Here is a 15001-nt window from a genome sequence, read left to right on the forward strand (position 1 = left end):
GCCGAAACGAAAGAACCCCCGCCATGGGCGGGGGTTCTTCACGTGTGAGGTGAGTCGAGGCTAGACCTCGGTCGCCGATCCGCCTGCGGCGGTGATCTTGTCGCGGGCGCTGCCACTGAACTTGTGCGCGGTGACGTTCACGTTGACCGACAGCTTGCCGTCGCCCAACACCTTCACCAGCGAGTTCTTGCGCACGGCGCCGGAGGCGACCAGTTCGTCGATGCCGACGGTGCCACCCTGCGGGAACAGCCGGTTGATGTCACCGACGTTGACGACCTGGTACTCGGTGCGGAAGCGGTTGCGGAAGCCCTTGAGCTTCGGCAGCCGCATGTGGATCGGCATCTGGCCACCCTCGAAGCCCACGGGGACGTTCTTGCGGGCCCCGGTGCCCTTGGTGCCACGGCCTGCGGTCTTGCCCTTCGAGCCCTCACCGCGACCCACGCGTGTCTTGGCGGTCTTGGACCCGGGGGCGGGCTTCAGATCGTGCAGCTTGATGGTCATTTCTTCGCGTCCTCCACTGCCTCGACGTCGACGAGGTGGTTCACGACGGCCAGCAGGCCGCGCGTCTGCGCGTTGTCCTCGCGGACGACGGACTGGCGGATCTTCCGCAGCCCGAGGCTCCGCAGGCTTTCGCGCTGCTTCCAGCGAGCACCGACGGTGCCACGCACCTGGGTGATCTTCAGTTCAGCCATGACTATGCGCTTCCTTCACGTGCGGCCGACGCTGCAACCGCGTCCGCCTCGCGGCGGGCCTTGAGCATGCCCGCAGGTGCGACGTCCTCGATGGGCAGTCCGCGTCGGGCTGCGACCTCTTCGGGCCGCTGGATCATCTTCAGGGCGGCAACGGTGGCATGCACCACGTTGATCGCGTTGTCGCTGCCGAGCGACTTGGCCAGGATGTCGTGCACGCCTGCGCACTCCAGCACGGCGCGCACGGCGCCACCGGCGATCACACCGGTACCTGGGCTGGCCGGACGGAGCATCACGACGCCCGCGGCGGCCTCACCCTGCACCGGGTGGACGATCGTCCCGCCGATCAGCGGCACGCGGAAGAAACCCTTGCGAGCTTCCTCGACGCCCTTGGCGATGGCGGCGGGAACTTCCTTGGCCTTGCCGTAGCCGACACCGACCATGCCCTTGCCGTCGCCAACGATGACCAGTGCGGTGAAGCTGAAACGCCGACCACCCTTGACCACCTTGGACACGCGGTTGATCGCGACGACGCGCTCGAGGTATTGGCTCTTCTCGCCGCCGTCACGTCCACCACGGCCACCACGGTCGTCACGACGACCACGGTTGTCGCCACGTCCGCCGCCGCGGTTGTCCGAAGTATTGCCGGGCCCGCCGGCACCAGTTGCCTGCTCGGCCATCATGCAGTCCTTCCAATAATCTTCGCGAAGCCGTTCATCAGAACTTGAGCCCGCCTTCCCGCGCGGCGTCTGCCAGCGCAGCGATGCGGCCTCCGTAGGAGTACCCACCGCGGTCGAAGACCACGGTGTCGACGCCGGCGGCCTTGGCGCGCTCGGCGATCAGCTGTCCGACGCGAACGCTGTGTGCCTTCTTGTCGCCGTCGACCGCACGCACGTCGGCCTCGATGGACGACGCAGCTGCGAGCGTGACGCCCTGCTGGTCGTCGACGAGCTGCACGTGGATGTGCCGCGCCGAGCGGTTGACCACCAGGCGAGGCATCTGTGCGGTGCCTGCGACCTTCTTGCGCAGCCGGGCGTGCCTGCGGAGGCGCGCCACGCGACGCGTCTCGGAGATGTTCTGGCCGACGGGCTTCCGCTTCGCGGTCGCCTGGCTTCCTTGGGTAGCGGGCATTTCTACTTACCTGTCTTTCCGACCTTGCGGCGGATCTGCTCGCCTTGGTAGCGAACGCCCTTGCCCTTGTACGGGTCCGGGCGGCGCAGGCGACGAATGTTCGCCGAGATCTGACCGACCTGCTGCTTGTCGATTCCGGTGATCGAGAACTTGGTGGGCGTCTCCACCGCGAAGGTGATGCCGTCGGGTGCCGTGATCACCACGGGGTGGCTGTACCCGAGCGCGAACTCGAGGCTGTTGCCCTTGAGCGCGACGCGGTAGCCGACACCGAAGATCTCCATCTTCGTGGTGTAGCCCTCGGTCACACCGGTGATGAGGTTGGCCACCAGGGTGCGCGACAGCCCGTGCAGCGAGCGGCTACGCCGCTCGTCGTCGGGACGCGCGACCACGATGGCGCCATCGTCGTTGCGGGTTACGGTGATCGGCTCGGCGACGTCGAGTGCCAAGGTGCCCTTGGGACCCTTCACCGAGACGTTCTGACCGTCGATCGTTACGTCGACCCCGGATGGAACCAGGACCGGCTGCTTTCCAATGCGCGACATGTTTGTCTCTCCCCTACCAGACGTAAGCGAGGACTTCGCCGCCCACGCCCTGTCGTGCTGCCTGGCGGTCGGTGAGCAGACCCGAGGACGTGGAGATGATCGCCACGCCCAGGCCTCCCAGCACCCGCGGCAGGTTGGTGGACTTCGCGTAGACGCGCAGACCGGGCTTGGACACCCGGCGCAGTCCCGCGATGCTGCGTTCACGGCTCGGGCCGTACTTCAGCTGAACGACGAGGGCCTTGCCCACACGGGCATCCTCGGTGTGGAAATCGGTGATGTAACCCTCCGACTTCAAGATCTCGGCGATGTTCACCTTGATCTTGCTGTGGGGCAGGGTCACCTCATCGTGATACGCCGAGTTGGCGTTGCGCAGACGCGTCAAGAAGTCTGCAATCGGGTCAGTCATCGTCATGACAACCGGCTCACCTTCCTCGCGGCGGTTCCCTCAGTGGTATCTGTGGGGCCTACCGCAATGCTGTTCTAAGTGGTCTTTTGGCCTGTGTGCTCGCGCGGTGCGCGGGCGCTCGTCGCTGCTCGAACTGGTCGTCCGAGCGCTCGTGGTGTTACCAGCTGGACTTCTGCACGCCGGGCAGTTCGCCGGCGTGTGCCATCTCCCGCAAGCAGATTCGGCAGAGGCCGAACTTGCGGAACACCGCGTGCGGGCGACCGCAGCGGTTGCAGCGGGTGTAGCCGCGCACCTTGAACTTCGGCTTCTTGTTGGCCTTGATGACCAGCGCCTTCTTTGCCATGCTCAGTTCTCCTTGAACGGGAAGCCGAGCGCACGCAGCAGCGCGCGGCCTTCGTCGTCGGTCGTCGCCGAGGTGACGACGGTGATGTCCATGCCGCGGGGGCGGTCGATGCTGTCGACGTCGATCTCGTGGAACACCGACTGCTCGTTGAGCCCGAAGGTGTAGTTGCCGTTGCCGTCGAACTGCTTGGGCGACAGGCCGCGGAAGTCGCGGATACGCGGGAGGGCGATCGACACCAGGCGGTCGAGGAACTCCCACATGCGGTCGTTGCGCAGCGTGACGCGGGCGCCGATCGGCATGCCCTCGCGCAGCTTGAACTGTGCGATGGACTTGCGGGCCTTGCGGATCTCCGGCTTCTGGCCGGTGATCAGCGCGAGGTCGTTGACCGCACCGTTGATCAGCTTCGCGTCACGGGCGGCGTCGCCGACGCCCATGTTGACGATGACCTTGACCACGCCGGGGATCTGCATGACGTTGGCGTACTCGAACTCCTTGTTGAGGGAGTCCTTGATCTCGTCGCGGTAGCGCTGCTTGAGCCGCGGGATCGTCTTCTCGGTGGTTTCTGCGGTGGTCATGTCTAGATGTCCTTGCCGTTCTTCTTCGACACCCGAACGTTCTTGCCGGTCTCTTCGTCGCGCCGGTAGCCGATGCGGGTCGGGTTGCCATCGGAGTCGACCACCATCACGTTGCTCACGTGGATGGGGGCTTCCTGGGTGACGATGCCGCCCGACGACGCGCCACGCTCATTGCTCGAGACGGCGGTGTGCTTCTTGATTCGGTTGACGCCCTCGACCAAGACCTTCTCGCGGCCGGGGTAGGCCTCGAGGACCTTGCCCTTCGCGCCCTTGTCCTTGCCCGAGATGACGAGGACCGTGTCGCCCTTGTGCACCTTCACTTACAACACCTCCGGAGCCAGCGAGACGATCTTCATGAAGCGCTTCTCACGCAGTTCGCGCCCGACCGGGCCGAAGATGCGGGTGCCACGCGGATCGTTGTCGGCCTTGATGATCACGGCCGCATTCTCGTCGAACTTGATGTAACTGCCATCGGCGCGGCGACGCTCCTTGACGGTGCGGACGATGACGGCCTTGACGACGTCTCCCCGCTTGACGTTTCCGCCAGGGATGGCGTCCTTGACGGTCGCCACGATGACATCGCCGATGCCGGCGTATCGCCGACCCGAGCCACCGAGAACGCGGATGCACAAGATTTCCTTGGCACCCGTGTTGTCGGCGACCTTCAGCCGGGATTCCTGCTGAATCACTCGATCTCCTCGATTTCGATGCACGACGAGCAGCAAAAAACCCTCGGCGTACGCGGTCTTCGTTGTCTAAGGGCACGCAGGGCCGTTCAAGTCGATGAGGATTCACATCTTCGCGAACAGCCGAGGTCTGCCCAAGGCAACCCCTACATACTAGGTGAGCACGTCGAATGCACCAAATCGCTGCTCGACGCCCACCTGCTACCCCGCCGAGCGTGCGTGTCTGCGGGCGACACGCCGGGCGAAAACCCGACTTCGCGCACGCTCGACGCCGACGACCCTACCCGGGCGCGGCTATCCGGGCACCACGCAGCGGAAGCCGATGTGGGTGGTCGCGCTGTCCTGGGATTGCGCGGATCTCGCGGCGGGACGGTACCGGTGGCAGTACTCCGGGGCGCACAGGTGGGAGCCGCCCTTGAGCGTCTGGCTGATCGACGGGTCGGGCTCGAGGCTCGGCGTGCAGCAGCCCGGCGCTGCACCCTGCGCTCCTGCCCGCCGGGGTGAGTACCGCGTCGTGGTCCACTCCCAGACGTTGCCGATCATGTCGACCAAGCCGTACCGGTTCTCGGGGAACGTGCCCACCGGCGATGTGCCGACCCAGCCTGCGGCGCCGTCGTTGCGGTACGGGAACCGGCCCTGCCAGGTATTGGCCATCAGCGTCCCGCCAGGCGTGACGTCGTCGCCCCATGGATAGATGGTGCCTGCGCCGGCACGCGCGGCGTACTCCCACTCCCCCTCGGCCGGCAGCCTGCGCCCCGCCCACCGGGCGTAGGCCGCCGCGTCGGTATAGGCCACCTGCACCACCGGGTGATCGGCGATCGCGTCGATGCCGCTGCCCGCGCCGAACGGGTCCCGCCAGCTCGCGCCGGGCGCCCAGTCCCACCAGAGGCGCCAGTCCCGCAGGTCGACCGGGCCGGGGGTCGGCCGGAAGACGAGGGCACCGGGCTGCAGGTCCGCGGCGGCGACACCCGGGTAGAGCGCCGGGTCGAGCGCGCGTTCGGCGACGGTGACGTACCCGGTGTCGGCGACGAACTCGGCGTACTGGGCGTTGGTCACGGGGTGGCGCTCGATCGCGAAGTCCTCGACGGTCGCGGTGTGGACCGGGGCCTCGTCGGGATAGAAGTCGCTCGAACCCATCGAGAAGGCGCCGCCGCGCAGCGGGATCAGGTCGGTCAGCATGCGATCACGGCATCCGTACCTCGAAGTCGGCGGTGAGCACGTCGCCTGCAGCGTCGAACGCGTCGGCTCCGGACGGCGCCTCGACGTGCACGCTGACGAGATAGTTCGCGGTGTCGGTCGGTAGGTGGACGATTCGGTCGCGGAACTCGACTGCCGTCCCGGGGATGTCCGACCACGAACCCATCAGCTTCTGGCCGCTGAACTCGCACAGTTCCCCTGGCAGCACGCTGACGGCGCTCACCGCCGACTGCTCCATGTTGTCGTCGGCATAGCCGCGAAACGCGGCGGCGGGGTCGAGATCGGTGGTCGCGATCGTGACGGTCGCCGTCATCTGCTCGGGACCGGTCAACGTCCCCGCGACGTCACCCGTGCCACCCGTGAAGCTCCAGCCCTCGGGGACGCCGATCACGATCTGGGGCGCCCGGGGGTCGTCGACGGCGGCGACGTATCCCACGCGGGGCACCACCTCGGGGGCGCAGGTGACGGGTCCAGCGGGCACGGGCGCCTCGGACGTCGGCATGATGCCCGGCTCGGGCTGATTGGCAGCGCTCGTGCTGGACGTCGCCGGCGCCGAGGCGGGCGGCTCGGACCATCCGTCGGCGACCGAGCGACCGTCGGTGACGCGCACGCAGCCCGACACGACCACCGCCGCACACGCGAGCGCGACGGTGCTGACGTATCGGAGGTTCATCAGTCCTTCGCGAACGCCTGGGCGAGTTCGCGTTCCACGTCGACGTACGGCGTGCCGGAGGTGTCGACGACCACCTTTGCGATCGTGCCACCGGTGAACGGGAACGGCGCCCGGTACGAATCGGAGATGGCCTGTCCGGTGTTGCGGCCGACGGCGACCCCGCCGCCGGCGAGCCCGAAGGTGCCCGGGTGGGTGCGGACACCGGACCTGTCCGCCACCACTCGACCGTCGACGTACATCGACACGTCGCCGAGCGGCGTGTGGCTGCCATCGACGGTGCCCGTGCGGTCGTATCGAACCCCGACGACGTGCGCGCCGAGCGGAAGTGGTTCGGCACTGACGACTTCCTGCTCGTCCTCGCCCATGAAGTCGTATATGTAGTGCAACCGGCCGTCGCGAGCGAACAGCACGTGTCCACCGTGCCCGGCGCCCTGTTTGTAGAGCACGCCCTCGACGTCGGGACTGTCGATGGTGACCTCGGCCAGCACGGAGAAGGACTGCCCGCGCAGTTCCAGAGCCGCACCGATGCCGACCTCGGACGCGTCCGGGTAGTAGGTGAAGTGGTTGCGCCCGCTCGCCAGATACGGCCGTTCGCGCATGATGGTCTCGAAGATGTTCAGGTCCGACAGGGGCAGGCCGTTGTACTTGGCGGCCTCGTCGAACCAGAGTTGCTTGAGTTCCTCGAGTTTTTCGGGATGCTCGGCTGCCAGGTCGTGGCATTGGCTGCGGTCGGAGGCGATGTGGAACAGTTCCCATCGGTCGGAGTCGAAGTGCGACCAGCCCGCTGGACTGGCGGCGTGCACGGTGTTGGCGAACCAGCCGTCGTGCCAGATGCCGCGGGTGCCGAGCATCGTGTAGAACTGCGTGTGCTTTCCGGTGTCCGCGGCCGAATCGTTCAGCGCCGCCTTGAAGCTGACGCCGTCGAGCGGTTTCTGCCGGATTCCGTTGACTTCGTCGGGCGCAGTGATGCCCAGCAGGTCGTAGATGGTGGGCGTGACGTCGCAGACGTTGACGTAGGCGTCGCAAACCTCACCGTGAGCCTTGATTCCGTTGGGCCAGGACACGATTGCGGTGTCGGCGATGCCGCCCTCGTGCGATGCGTAGCGCTTGAACAGCTTGTAGGGCGTGTTGAACGCCATCGCCCACCCGATCGGGTAGTGGTTGTAGGTCTCCGGACCTCCCAGCTGGTCGTAGACGCGCATGCCATCGGCGACGGTGTCGATGTATCCGTTGAAGAACTTGACCTCGTTGACCGAGCCGTTCGGCCCGCCCTCACCGCTGGCGCCGTTGTCGGAGATCACCACGACGATCGTGTCGTCGAGTTGCCCGGATTCCTCGAGATAGTCCAGTATTCGGCTGATTTGGGCGTCGGTGTAGGTGAGGAACCCGGCGAACACCTCGGCCATGCGGCTGAAGAGTCGCTTCTCGTCGTCGTCGAGTCCGTCCCACGGCCGGACCGTGTCCTGCAGCGGCCACGGTTCCCCGTTCGGACCGGTCACGTCGAGGTAGGGATTCATCGGCGACAGCTCGGTGTCGGGCGGGACGATGCCGAGCGCCTTCTGGTTCTCGAGCACGATCTCGCGGTAGCGCTCGTAGCCCATGTCGAACGTACCGGCGTACCTGTCGGCCCACTCCTTGGAGACGTGGTGCGGCGCGTGCCCGGCGCCTGGGCAGACGTAGGAGAACCACGGCTTGTCGGGTGCGATCACCTTGGCGTCGCGGATGAATTCGATCGTCTTGTCCGCGAGATCCTTCGACAGGTGGTAGCCGTCTTCCGGGGTGGCCGGCGGCGTGACCGGGTGGTTGTCGTACACGAGGTCGGGATACCACTGGTCGGTCTCGCCGCCCATGAACCCGTAGAACCGCTCGAAGCCGCGCGCGAGCGGCCAATGCCGTTTGGTGGCAGCCAGATTCGATTCCTCGAGCGGGGTCAGATGCCACTTGCCCACGCAGTAGGTGTTGTAGCCCCGCTCCTCGAGCACCTCCGAGAGCAGTGCGGTGTCGGCGGGGATGCGGCCGTTGCAGTTGGGGAAGCCGTCGGTGAACTCCTCGACGGTGGCCATGCCGACCGTCGTGGCGTTGCGTCCGGTCAGCAGCGATGCCCTGGTGGGCGAACACAGTGCGGTAGTGTGGAATTGCGACAACCGTACGCCGCGTTCGGCCAGCCGGCTCATGGCGGGCATCTCGACCAGTCCGCCGAAACAGTCCCAGGTGGCGATGCCGATGTCGTCCCAGACCAGGTAGAGCACGTTGGGTGAGCCCGGCGGTGCGGTGGGCGCGGCGTAGGGGCCCCAGTCCGGTGTCGAGTCGCGGACGTCGAGTTCTATGCGTCCGCTGAATTCCGAAGTCATGCCGCCTCGTCCTGAGATGGGTGGATTGCCTGCCCTCGCCGACGTCAGGAGACTACCCCGCCGGGTCACTGCCCTGCGGGTGAATTGACGGGGGCGTCGGGCGCTCGTGCACAGTCCACACTCGAGACGCCGAACCACATTCGGTTCAACGGGTTTCGTGCCGAGCCGCTCAGTCCGTGGGAGTTGTGCGCCGACGGCGCCACAACAGCGCGGCGCCCACCGCGAGCGCGGCGAGTACGAGTACTCCGGCGCCGATCGCCAGCCACGCCGAGCGGTCGGTCCCACCTTCGGGCGTCGCCGCCTGCGGGGTGTCGCCCGGTTGGATCGAGAGGGCGGTGACGGTCCCGTCGGTGCCGGCTGCCAGCACGTTCCCGTCGACACCGGCCCATCCCCCGGGCAGCTGATCGAGGTAGGAGAACAACGGCTCCACCAGTGACCACGCCCCGCTGGTGGTGACGAGGACCACCGTGCGTTCGCGAGGCTCGTCGGCGAACACCTGAACCGACGCCAAGCCGCGATCGATGTCGGCGCGCAGTTCGTCCCGCAGGTCGACCTGCACGTCGCTGCCCTCGCCACCGATCGGCGGGCGCATCGAGGTCTGCTTGATCGTGGCGGCGTTAGCCACGATCAGCGCGCCGGTGCTGGCGTCGGCCGCGGCCTTGACGTCGACGACGCGGGGCGCCAGGTCGTTGCCGGACTGCCGTGCGATCTCGGCCACGACCCGAGTCGCGTAGTCGAGCTGGTTGGCGTTGCTTCCGTCGAGGGCCACGAGGAACTCGGGGGTCAGCTCCGATGGCACGGCGTCGAAGCCGCCCAGCGGTGGGCCGTCACGCCGAACCGTCATGGTCGATCTGGGGTCGAGCTGGAATGCCATCGGCGCTATGGTCGGGCTGCACAGCTGGCGCGGGCTGAACGTCAGGTCGAACTCGAAACCGACCCGCTGCCTGAGGAATTCACCAGGCACCTCGAACGTCGCGTCGACGCGCCCGCTGTCGTTGAGCGGAGTGGCGTGTACCGCCTGCCCGTTCACGCTGACCATCAGCGTCGCGGAATCCATGGCCGAGACGGGGGTATGGGTGGCCATCAGATGCACCTTCACACCGTCGACGCGGGCACCCAGCGCCGCTCGGTCCACACCCACCGTGAGCTTGCCGGTCCGCAGGACGGCGGTCTCGCCAGCGAGATCCAGAGCGCCGAAGGTCATCTCGTCGGCCTGCGGGCTGGAGGCAGTCACCGAGCCCGCCTTGTCGACCCGCGCGTTCGGAACCTGCGCCAGCGACTGCAACTCGTTGACCACGAGGGACGCTTGATCGGCGAGTTGGTCACCGCGACCGGTCACCTTGAGGAAGACGTTGGCCCTGTCGGCGTTGACGACATCGAGGCCTGCATCGCCCCGCTCGACCACGATGGCACGGGTGAGCTGGGGTGCCGGCGGTGGCGCGGCACCGCGGGGCTGGTTGACCACGGTGATCGCCACCGCTTGCGGCCGGTACATGCGGGAGATCGCCGAAGCGAGTGTCAGCACCGCCTGCCGTTCGGCATCGTCGGCGTCGACAGGGGCATGGATCACGACGCGCTGCAGGACGGACGGGAAGAACGTCGCGATCGTGGTCGGTGCGGGCTCGGTCCCGGCGAACACTGCCGTGAGATCGCTGATGAGCACCCGCTCGCCGAGGCCACATCGCTCCTGGGCTGGACGTCCGGGCTCTCGCACCGTCAGGGAGAGCGCGAGCCGCGCATCGGTCACCGCGGCGGCAGAGACGTCGACGTCGAACGGCACCACGGCTTGGCTCGGCGTGACGGCGGGGAGGTCCACGGTTGCGAGGAATCGTCCGTTGCCGTCGACGATCTCCACGAAGCCCGCGCCGAAGTCCACCGGGGAGTGGATGAGACCGCGCAGTCGGGTGACCGCGAAACCGGAGGGCACGGGGACGGTGAAGTCCTGGTTGGTGTTGGCCCCGGCGAGGGTGATCTCCGACGGCAAGCCGAGTCCGGTCCATGGCAGGGACAGTTCGGCACCGGGCTCGAGGTTCGAGTTCAGCGGGTCGGCGTGCGCCGCCTGGGGTGCGCCGAGTGCGGTGACGAGCAGCATCGACAGGAGCATGGACAGTGCCACGCCAATGCCGTTGTCACGCTTGCGCCGCCGGAATGGTGGCCTGAACTCAAGAGACACTGCCGCTCCAGTTTCGGTGAGTGGGCTTGCGAATCTCATTCCCGGCGTCGGACGATACCGGCAAACGGTGTACCGCGGTGGAGAACGCGCGGCGGACAATTCACTCGTCACCGCTCCGCTTCGAGACCTGCGCAAATGGGTCGCAGCCGGCGTCGAGTTCGTTAGCATTGGTGGCATTGAGAGCCAAGCGGGCAACCACGAATTTGCTGTATCTGCACGGCGGCGACATGCGTTGCGGAGGAGACGCGTTGAGCCGCACGCGCATGTGCGCATCGTCGAAGTGTTCGACCGGCGCAGCGCACGGCCTCGATTACGATGTTGATCGCACTGTGAGGCCCAGGACGGAGCGCCGAGAAGTTGTCTGCAAGCGTGTCGAAAGTGCCCGCGCCCGCGATCGCGACGATGACGTCACTCGAAACCCGCTTCGCGATGACCAAGCTGATCCTGGCCGCGATCATCGGTGCCTGCATCGGCGGGCTCATCGGCGGGTTGGCGTTCGGCACCCTGGCGTCTGACACCACCGCGACGGCGTTCCTACGCCTGAAGAATCCGGCGGACCTCATTGCCATCGCGGGAGGGGCTGACCAGATCACGCCTGACAACCAGGGCAATGCAGCGACTTTCGTGGCCGGCGAGATCGCATACCTCTCCGGGGAGGGTTTCAGCGACGCCGTGGCCAGGAAGATGGCCATGGACGGTCCGGCTGAGCTCAACGTCGCACAGGCCAGCGAGTCCGCGGTGATCACGATCAGCTATAGCGCCGATTCCAGTTCCGACGCCATCAGAACCGTGCAGACGGCCATCGACCTCTACCGACAAGACCTCGAGCGGCGGGCCGACGTGCAGCTCCGCACGATCCTGCCGACACTGACGCGGTGGCAGCAGCGCGATTCCACGGATCCGCTGCGTCGGGAGCAGCTCGCGCAGGTGCGCGAGAGCGTAGAACTCCAATCCGTGGAGGCCGCCACGTTGATGGTCGTTCAACCGCCCCTGCCCAATCGCCCGAGTACTGCTCAGTGGGTCATCGGGGTGTTCCTCGGTGCACTCCTCGGCGGCTCGGTCGTGATGGCCTTCCTGCTTGCGCGGCGACGACGTTCGGGTCGGGGTTCGTTGGTCAAGACGATCACCGATGGCGTCGACGGCGTGCTGTTGCCTGCGGTGGACCTCGACGTGCCGGCCAACGACGACTGGGCAGACGACCACAGGCGGCTGGCACGCACCCTCTACGCGCAGTGCCCCTCCCCCGGGCCGAGTCGCGTCGTCCTGGTGATCGGGGCTTCGGAATCCTCTGGGGCGCCCGTCGTGGCGTCGCTGCTGGAGTTCGCTGCCGCCGAGAGTCAGCCGCTCGCAGATGCGACGACCCCGTTGGGGCAGCACTCGAGCCCTGCCTCGGAGACGTCGCCGTCGACGCGGGTCGTCCTGGGCGGCGCCGTCGGTGACTCGACGCTGTCACCCGACGTCATCGGGTCGGCCACCGACATCGTGCTGGTGGCACGACTCGACGCCGACACCGTGCCCGCGGCCCTGGCGCTGCGATCGGCCACCGCGTCCAGTTCTGCGCCGGCGGTCGCGGTCTTCACCTACCACCGGTCCCAGCGCCAAGGGTTAGGGAGGCGGCGGCCGAGCACGGAAGCCGTTGATTCGCAGCTGGTCTCGGACGGCGCGGGCGGACGGCCGACCTCCCGGTGAGAGCCAGGATGCCACCGCGTCGGCAGGCTGGGTGGTGGAGCGATGCCTGACACCCGGCACCTGCACACGGCCGTTCAGGTCGGCGCCGGCTTGGCGCTCAACGTGTTTCCGGCGATCTTCATCGCGATCTATGCGCGCATCGCCCCCATCGAGACGCAGGGTTTCCTCGCGCTGGCCCTCGCCGTCGGCGTCTACGTCGCCCAGCTCTTCAACGCCTTCGTCGTGGAGGGTCGGTTGGCGACGCCGGACGCCGAGGGAACGCTGGGCCTGCCCGCCTGGGTGGTGGCCGTCGCCCTCGCCGCCGCGGGTCTGCTGGCGGTCGGGCCCGCGGTCGCTTCCTCGCCGGTGCTGATGGCCAGTTCCATCGGCATCATGACGGGTCTGCTGATGTCCCGCTCCATCGGCGTGGTCACCGGCGATTGGAAGCGCGAAGGGCTCGGCGCCGGGGCGTTGATCGTCAGCAGCGTCGTCGCGCTCCTGCTCTCGGCTCAGCAGAACCCGCATTGCGTGCGGGTTCTCGCGCTGGGCGCGTTCCTGGCCGTGGTGGTGCGCTATCACCCCCGACGATCGATGCCGCACATGGGATTCCCGCCGGACGTTCGGCGGTCGAGCTGGGTCACCGGCGAGACCGCAGTCGTGGGTGCGGTGCAACCGGCGATCACCTCGGTCCTGCTGGTCATGGTCGGGCCGGTGGCGTCGGTGACCTTCCGCGTCATCACGACGGTCGCCGGGGCGGTGGAGCCGATTTTGGCGTACGGCAGGTACCGGCTGCTCGCACACGGTCATCGCGGCGAACTCAAGGCGTTCGTCGCCGTGTTCGCCGTCGGCATGGCCGTGGTCTTGATGGCCGCGTTCGGGGGTCTCGGCAGCCTGGTCTTCGGACCTGCGTGGCATGCCGTGGGAGCCGTCGCCATGCTGCTTGGGTGTCTCTGGAAGGTCGTCACCCTGGTCTCGACCGTGCCGTTCGCCGCGCTCCGCAAGGCGGGTGAGACGGTGCTGGTGTTCTGGATTCGCGGAGCCAGCACGGTGGTCTACCTCGCAGTGAGCGTCGGCTTCCTGCTGGTGTGGGAGAACATCTCCGCGATCTTCCTCGCGTTCGTCGTGTCCGAGACGATCACCGCCGTCGTCTACCACTGCGCCGCGGTCCGAGGGGCACCCGAGTATGCCGCCTCGTTCGGCTCCCGCCGGGTCCGCGAACGGTTCGCCCGGTGACGACCACGACGGCCGGCCTCGACCCCGTCGTGGGCGGCGCCGACGCGCCGCGTCTTGCGCCGGCGTGGTTCCGGCCGGCGGTCTTCATTCTGGCCCCGGTCACCGCGTCGTTCCTCGCGTGGTGGGGTCTGGTCGCCACCCGCGAACTCGGACTCGCAGGCACGATGTCCGAAGCGCTGAACGGCTTTTCGACGCCGGCCAACGCCACGGGCGGAGGCATTGCCCTGCTCCTCCTGTGGTACGGCGCTATCGTGATGGTGTCGACGGTCGGCTTCTGGCTGGGCGCCCAGCGGACGCGTCCGCTGCTCGGCACCGAGCGGACCAACACCTCCTGGTTCGAGCGGCGGTACTTCTTCATCCTGCTGGCGGCCGGTGTGGTCGGCGTCGGCTACTCCTTCATGAGGGTGGGCGGCATCGCCGCGATCGTCGAATCGCTGAGTGAACAGACCGCCAACGACTTCAGCAACGCACTGTCGGGTTTCGCCGGTCCGCAGACACTGCGCTACGCCACTATCCTGGCTGCTCCCATCGGCGTTCATCTCTGGCGCAAGAAGGTCATCGGGTGGCCCTACATGGTCGCCGCGGTCCTGCTGTTGGTCGCCAACGCGATGATCGCCTCCCGGCTGGCGTTGATGATGGCCTGCGCGGTCTACCTCGCCGCGTGGGTCAGGAGCCGGGAACCACGGCGTCAGACGAGCGGTTCGCGAGCGCGGACGTGGGTGGCGGTGGCACTGATCGTGCTCACCGGATTCGCAGTGCTGACGGCACTCAACTACTTCCGCAACGCGAACTACTACCGCGAAGCGGGCGTGTCGAACCCGGTGGCGATGAACCTGTATCAGACCGGGGCCTACCTGGCCGTGCCCGCGCAGGTACAGCTCGGCGTCTCCACGGCGGTGATGAGCGGTGCGTGGGAGAACCAGGGCGGTGCGGTGACGTCACTGGACGCCATTCAGCCCACGTTCCTGCAATTCAACAAGGTGGCCAAGGACGACAGCTGGAAACAGGCGTCGGTGTATGGCTATTCGGTGTCGTTCGCCGGGAACTTCTTCACCAACTCGGTGTTCGCCGACATCTACTCCGAGTACGGGAGCTGGGGTTGGCTCTACACCATCGTGGCCTACGGTTTCGCCGGATACGCGTTCGCCCGAATATTCAGCTTCAGCCCCGTGATCGCCGCATCGTCGGGCGTGGTCGCGTACTGCTTCCTCGAGGTGTGGCGCGTGCAGATCCTGAGTTACGGCATCGTGGTCTTCCTGCTGTTGCTCACGGCCGGAAGTGCCGTGCTCGCGGCGCGGATCCGGCCACCGCGAGAGCCGTCGGAACGGGTCTAG

General features: G+C 67.3%; 17 protein-coding genes. 3 read left to right on the plus strand and 14 right to left on the minus strand.

All coding sequences use genetic code 11. The annotated features are described in order from the left end of the window. Window positions 1-60: 60 nt before the first annotated feature. The 14 genes from rplO to LOK44_RS10555 all read right to left on the minus strand — a co-directional run bounded on the left by rplO (window position 61) and on the right by LOK44_RS10555 (window position 10766). Complete coding sequence (gene rplO, locus LOK44_RS10490) at window positions 61-501, minus strand: 50S ribosomal protein L15 (protein ID WP_237569940.1); 441 nt, start codon at window positions 499-501, stop codon at window positions 61-63. Then, window positions 498-692: a 50S ribosomal protein L30 gene (gene rpmD / locus LOK44_RS10495; protein ID WP_163918941.1), complete on the minus strand. Its 195-nt coding sequence runs from the start codon at window positions 690-692 to the stop codon at window positions 498-500. Before rpmD ends, rplO begins: the two co-directional genes overlap by 4 nt. Before the next feature lie 2 nt (window positions 693-694). Beyond that, on the minus strand, window positions 695-1369 hold the full coding sequence (rpsE, locus tag LOK44_RS10500; protein ID WP_237569941.1) for a 30S ribosomal protein S5: 675 nt from the start codon (window positions 1367-1369) through the stop codon (window positions 695-697). 37 nt (window positions 1370-1406) lie between these two features. Continuing rightward, a complete protein-coding gene (gene rplR, locus LOK44_RS10505) occupies window positions 1407-1820 on the minus strand; it encodes a 50S ribosomal protein L18 (protein ID WP_237569942.1) in 414 nt (137 codons plus the stop codon). A 2-nt stretch (window positions 1821-1822) separates the two neighbouring features. Beyond that, on the minus strand, window positions 1823-2362 hold the full coding sequence (rplF, locus tag LOK44_RS10510) for a 50S ribosomal protein L6 (RefSeq protein WP_237569943.1): 540 nt from the start codon (window positions 2360-2362) through the stop codon (window positions 1823-1825). 13 nt (window positions 2363-2375) lie between these two features. Then, the gene (gene rpsH / locus LOK44_RS10515; protein ID WP_163918945.1) at window positions 2376-2774 is read right to left on the minus strand and encodes a 30S ribosomal protein S8; all 399 of its coding nucleotides are present in this window, start codon (window positions 2772-2774) and stop codon (window positions 2376-2378) included. A gap of 151 nt (window positions 2775-2925) precedes the next feature. Further along, complete coding sequence (locus tag LOK44_RS10520) at window positions 2926-3111, minus strand: type Z 30S ribosomal protein S14 (RefSeq protein ID WP_163918946.1); 186 nt, start codon at window positions 3109-3111, stop codon at window positions 2926-2928. Between the two features lie 2 nt (window positions 3112-3113). Further along, window positions 3114-3686 (minus strand): 50S ribosomal protein L5, encoded by a 573-nt coding sequence (rplE, locus tag LOK44_RS10525; RefSeq protein WP_163918947.1) that lies wholly within the window; start codon window positions 3684-3686, stop codon window positions 3114-3116. 2 nt (window positions 3687-3688) lie between these two features. Then, window positions 3689-4006, minus strand: coding sequence for a 50S ribosomal protein L24 (rplX, locus tag LOK44_RS10530; protein ID WP_163918948.1), 318 nt, complete (start codon window positions 4004-4006; stop codon window positions 3689-3691). Then, a complete protein-coding gene (rplN, locus tag LOK44_RS10535) occupies window positions 4007-4375 on the minus strand; it encodes a 50S ribosomal protein L14 (protein ID WP_029115811.1) in 369 nt (122 codons plus the stop codon). It lies immediately after the preceding gene. Window positions 4376-4666: 291 nt separating this feature from the next. Continuing rightward, window positions 4667-5551 (minus strand): formylglycine-generating enzyme family protein, encoded by an 885-nt coding sequence (locus tag LOK44_RS10540; protein WP_237569944.1) that lies wholly within the window; start codon window positions 5549-5551, stop codon window positions 4667-4669. 4 nt (window positions 5552-5555) lie between these two features. Then, window positions 5556-6242, minus strand: coding sequence for a hypothetical protein (locus LOK44_RS10545; RefSeq protein ID WP_237569945.1), 687 nt, complete (start codon window positions 6240-6242; stop codon window positions 5556-5558). Further along, on the minus strand, window positions 6242-8593 hold the full coding sequence (locus tag LOK44_RS10550) for an arylsulfatase (protein ID WP_237569946.1): 2352 nt from the start codon (window positions 8591-8593) through the stop codon (window positions 6242-6244). The genes LOK44_RS10545 and LOK44_RS10550 overlap by 1 nt, the downstream gene beginning before the upstream one ends. A 169-nt stretch (window positions 8594-8762) precedes the next feature. Beyond that, a complete protein-coding gene (locus LOK44_RS10555) occupies window positions 8763-10766 on the minus strand; it encodes a cellulose biosynthesis cyclic di-GMP-binding regulatory protein BcsB (RefSeq protein WP_237569947.1) in 2004 nt (667 codons plus the stop codon). 369 nt (window positions 10767-11135) lie between these two features. Here LOK44_RS10555 and LOK44_RS10560 point away from each other — a divergent pair, with 369 nt between their 5' ends. The 3 genes from LOK44_RS10560 to LOK44_RS10570 are packed head-to-tail and all read left to right on the plus strand — an operon-like array spanning window position 11136 to window position 15001. After that, complete coding sequence (locus LOK44_RS10560; protein WP_237569948.1) at window positions 11136-12455, plus strand: hypothetical protein; 1320 nt, start codon at window positions 11136-11138, stop codon at window positions 12453-12455. Window positions 12456-12497: 42 nt separating this feature from the next. After that, window positions 12498-13667: a hypothetical protein gene (locus LOK44_RS10565; RefSeq protein WP_237569949.1), complete on the plus strand. Its 1170-nt coding sequence runs from the start codon at window positions 12498-12500 to the stop codon at window positions 13665-13667. Further along, window positions 13664-15001, plus strand: a complete 1338-nt coding sequence (locus LOK44_RS10570; protein ID WP_237569950.1) for an O-antigen polymerase — start codon at window positions 13664-13666, stop codon at window positions 14999-15001. The genes LOK44_RS10565 and LOK44_RS10570 overlap by 4 nt, the downstream gene beginning before the upstream one ends.

Origin of the sequence: Mycolicibacterium lacusdiani, assembly GCF_021916785.1 — a bacterium.
In the GTDB taxonomy this organism is placed as follows: Bacteria; Actinomycetota; Actinomycetes; order Mycobacteriales; family Mycobacteriaceae; genus Mycobacterium; species Mycobacterium lacusdiani.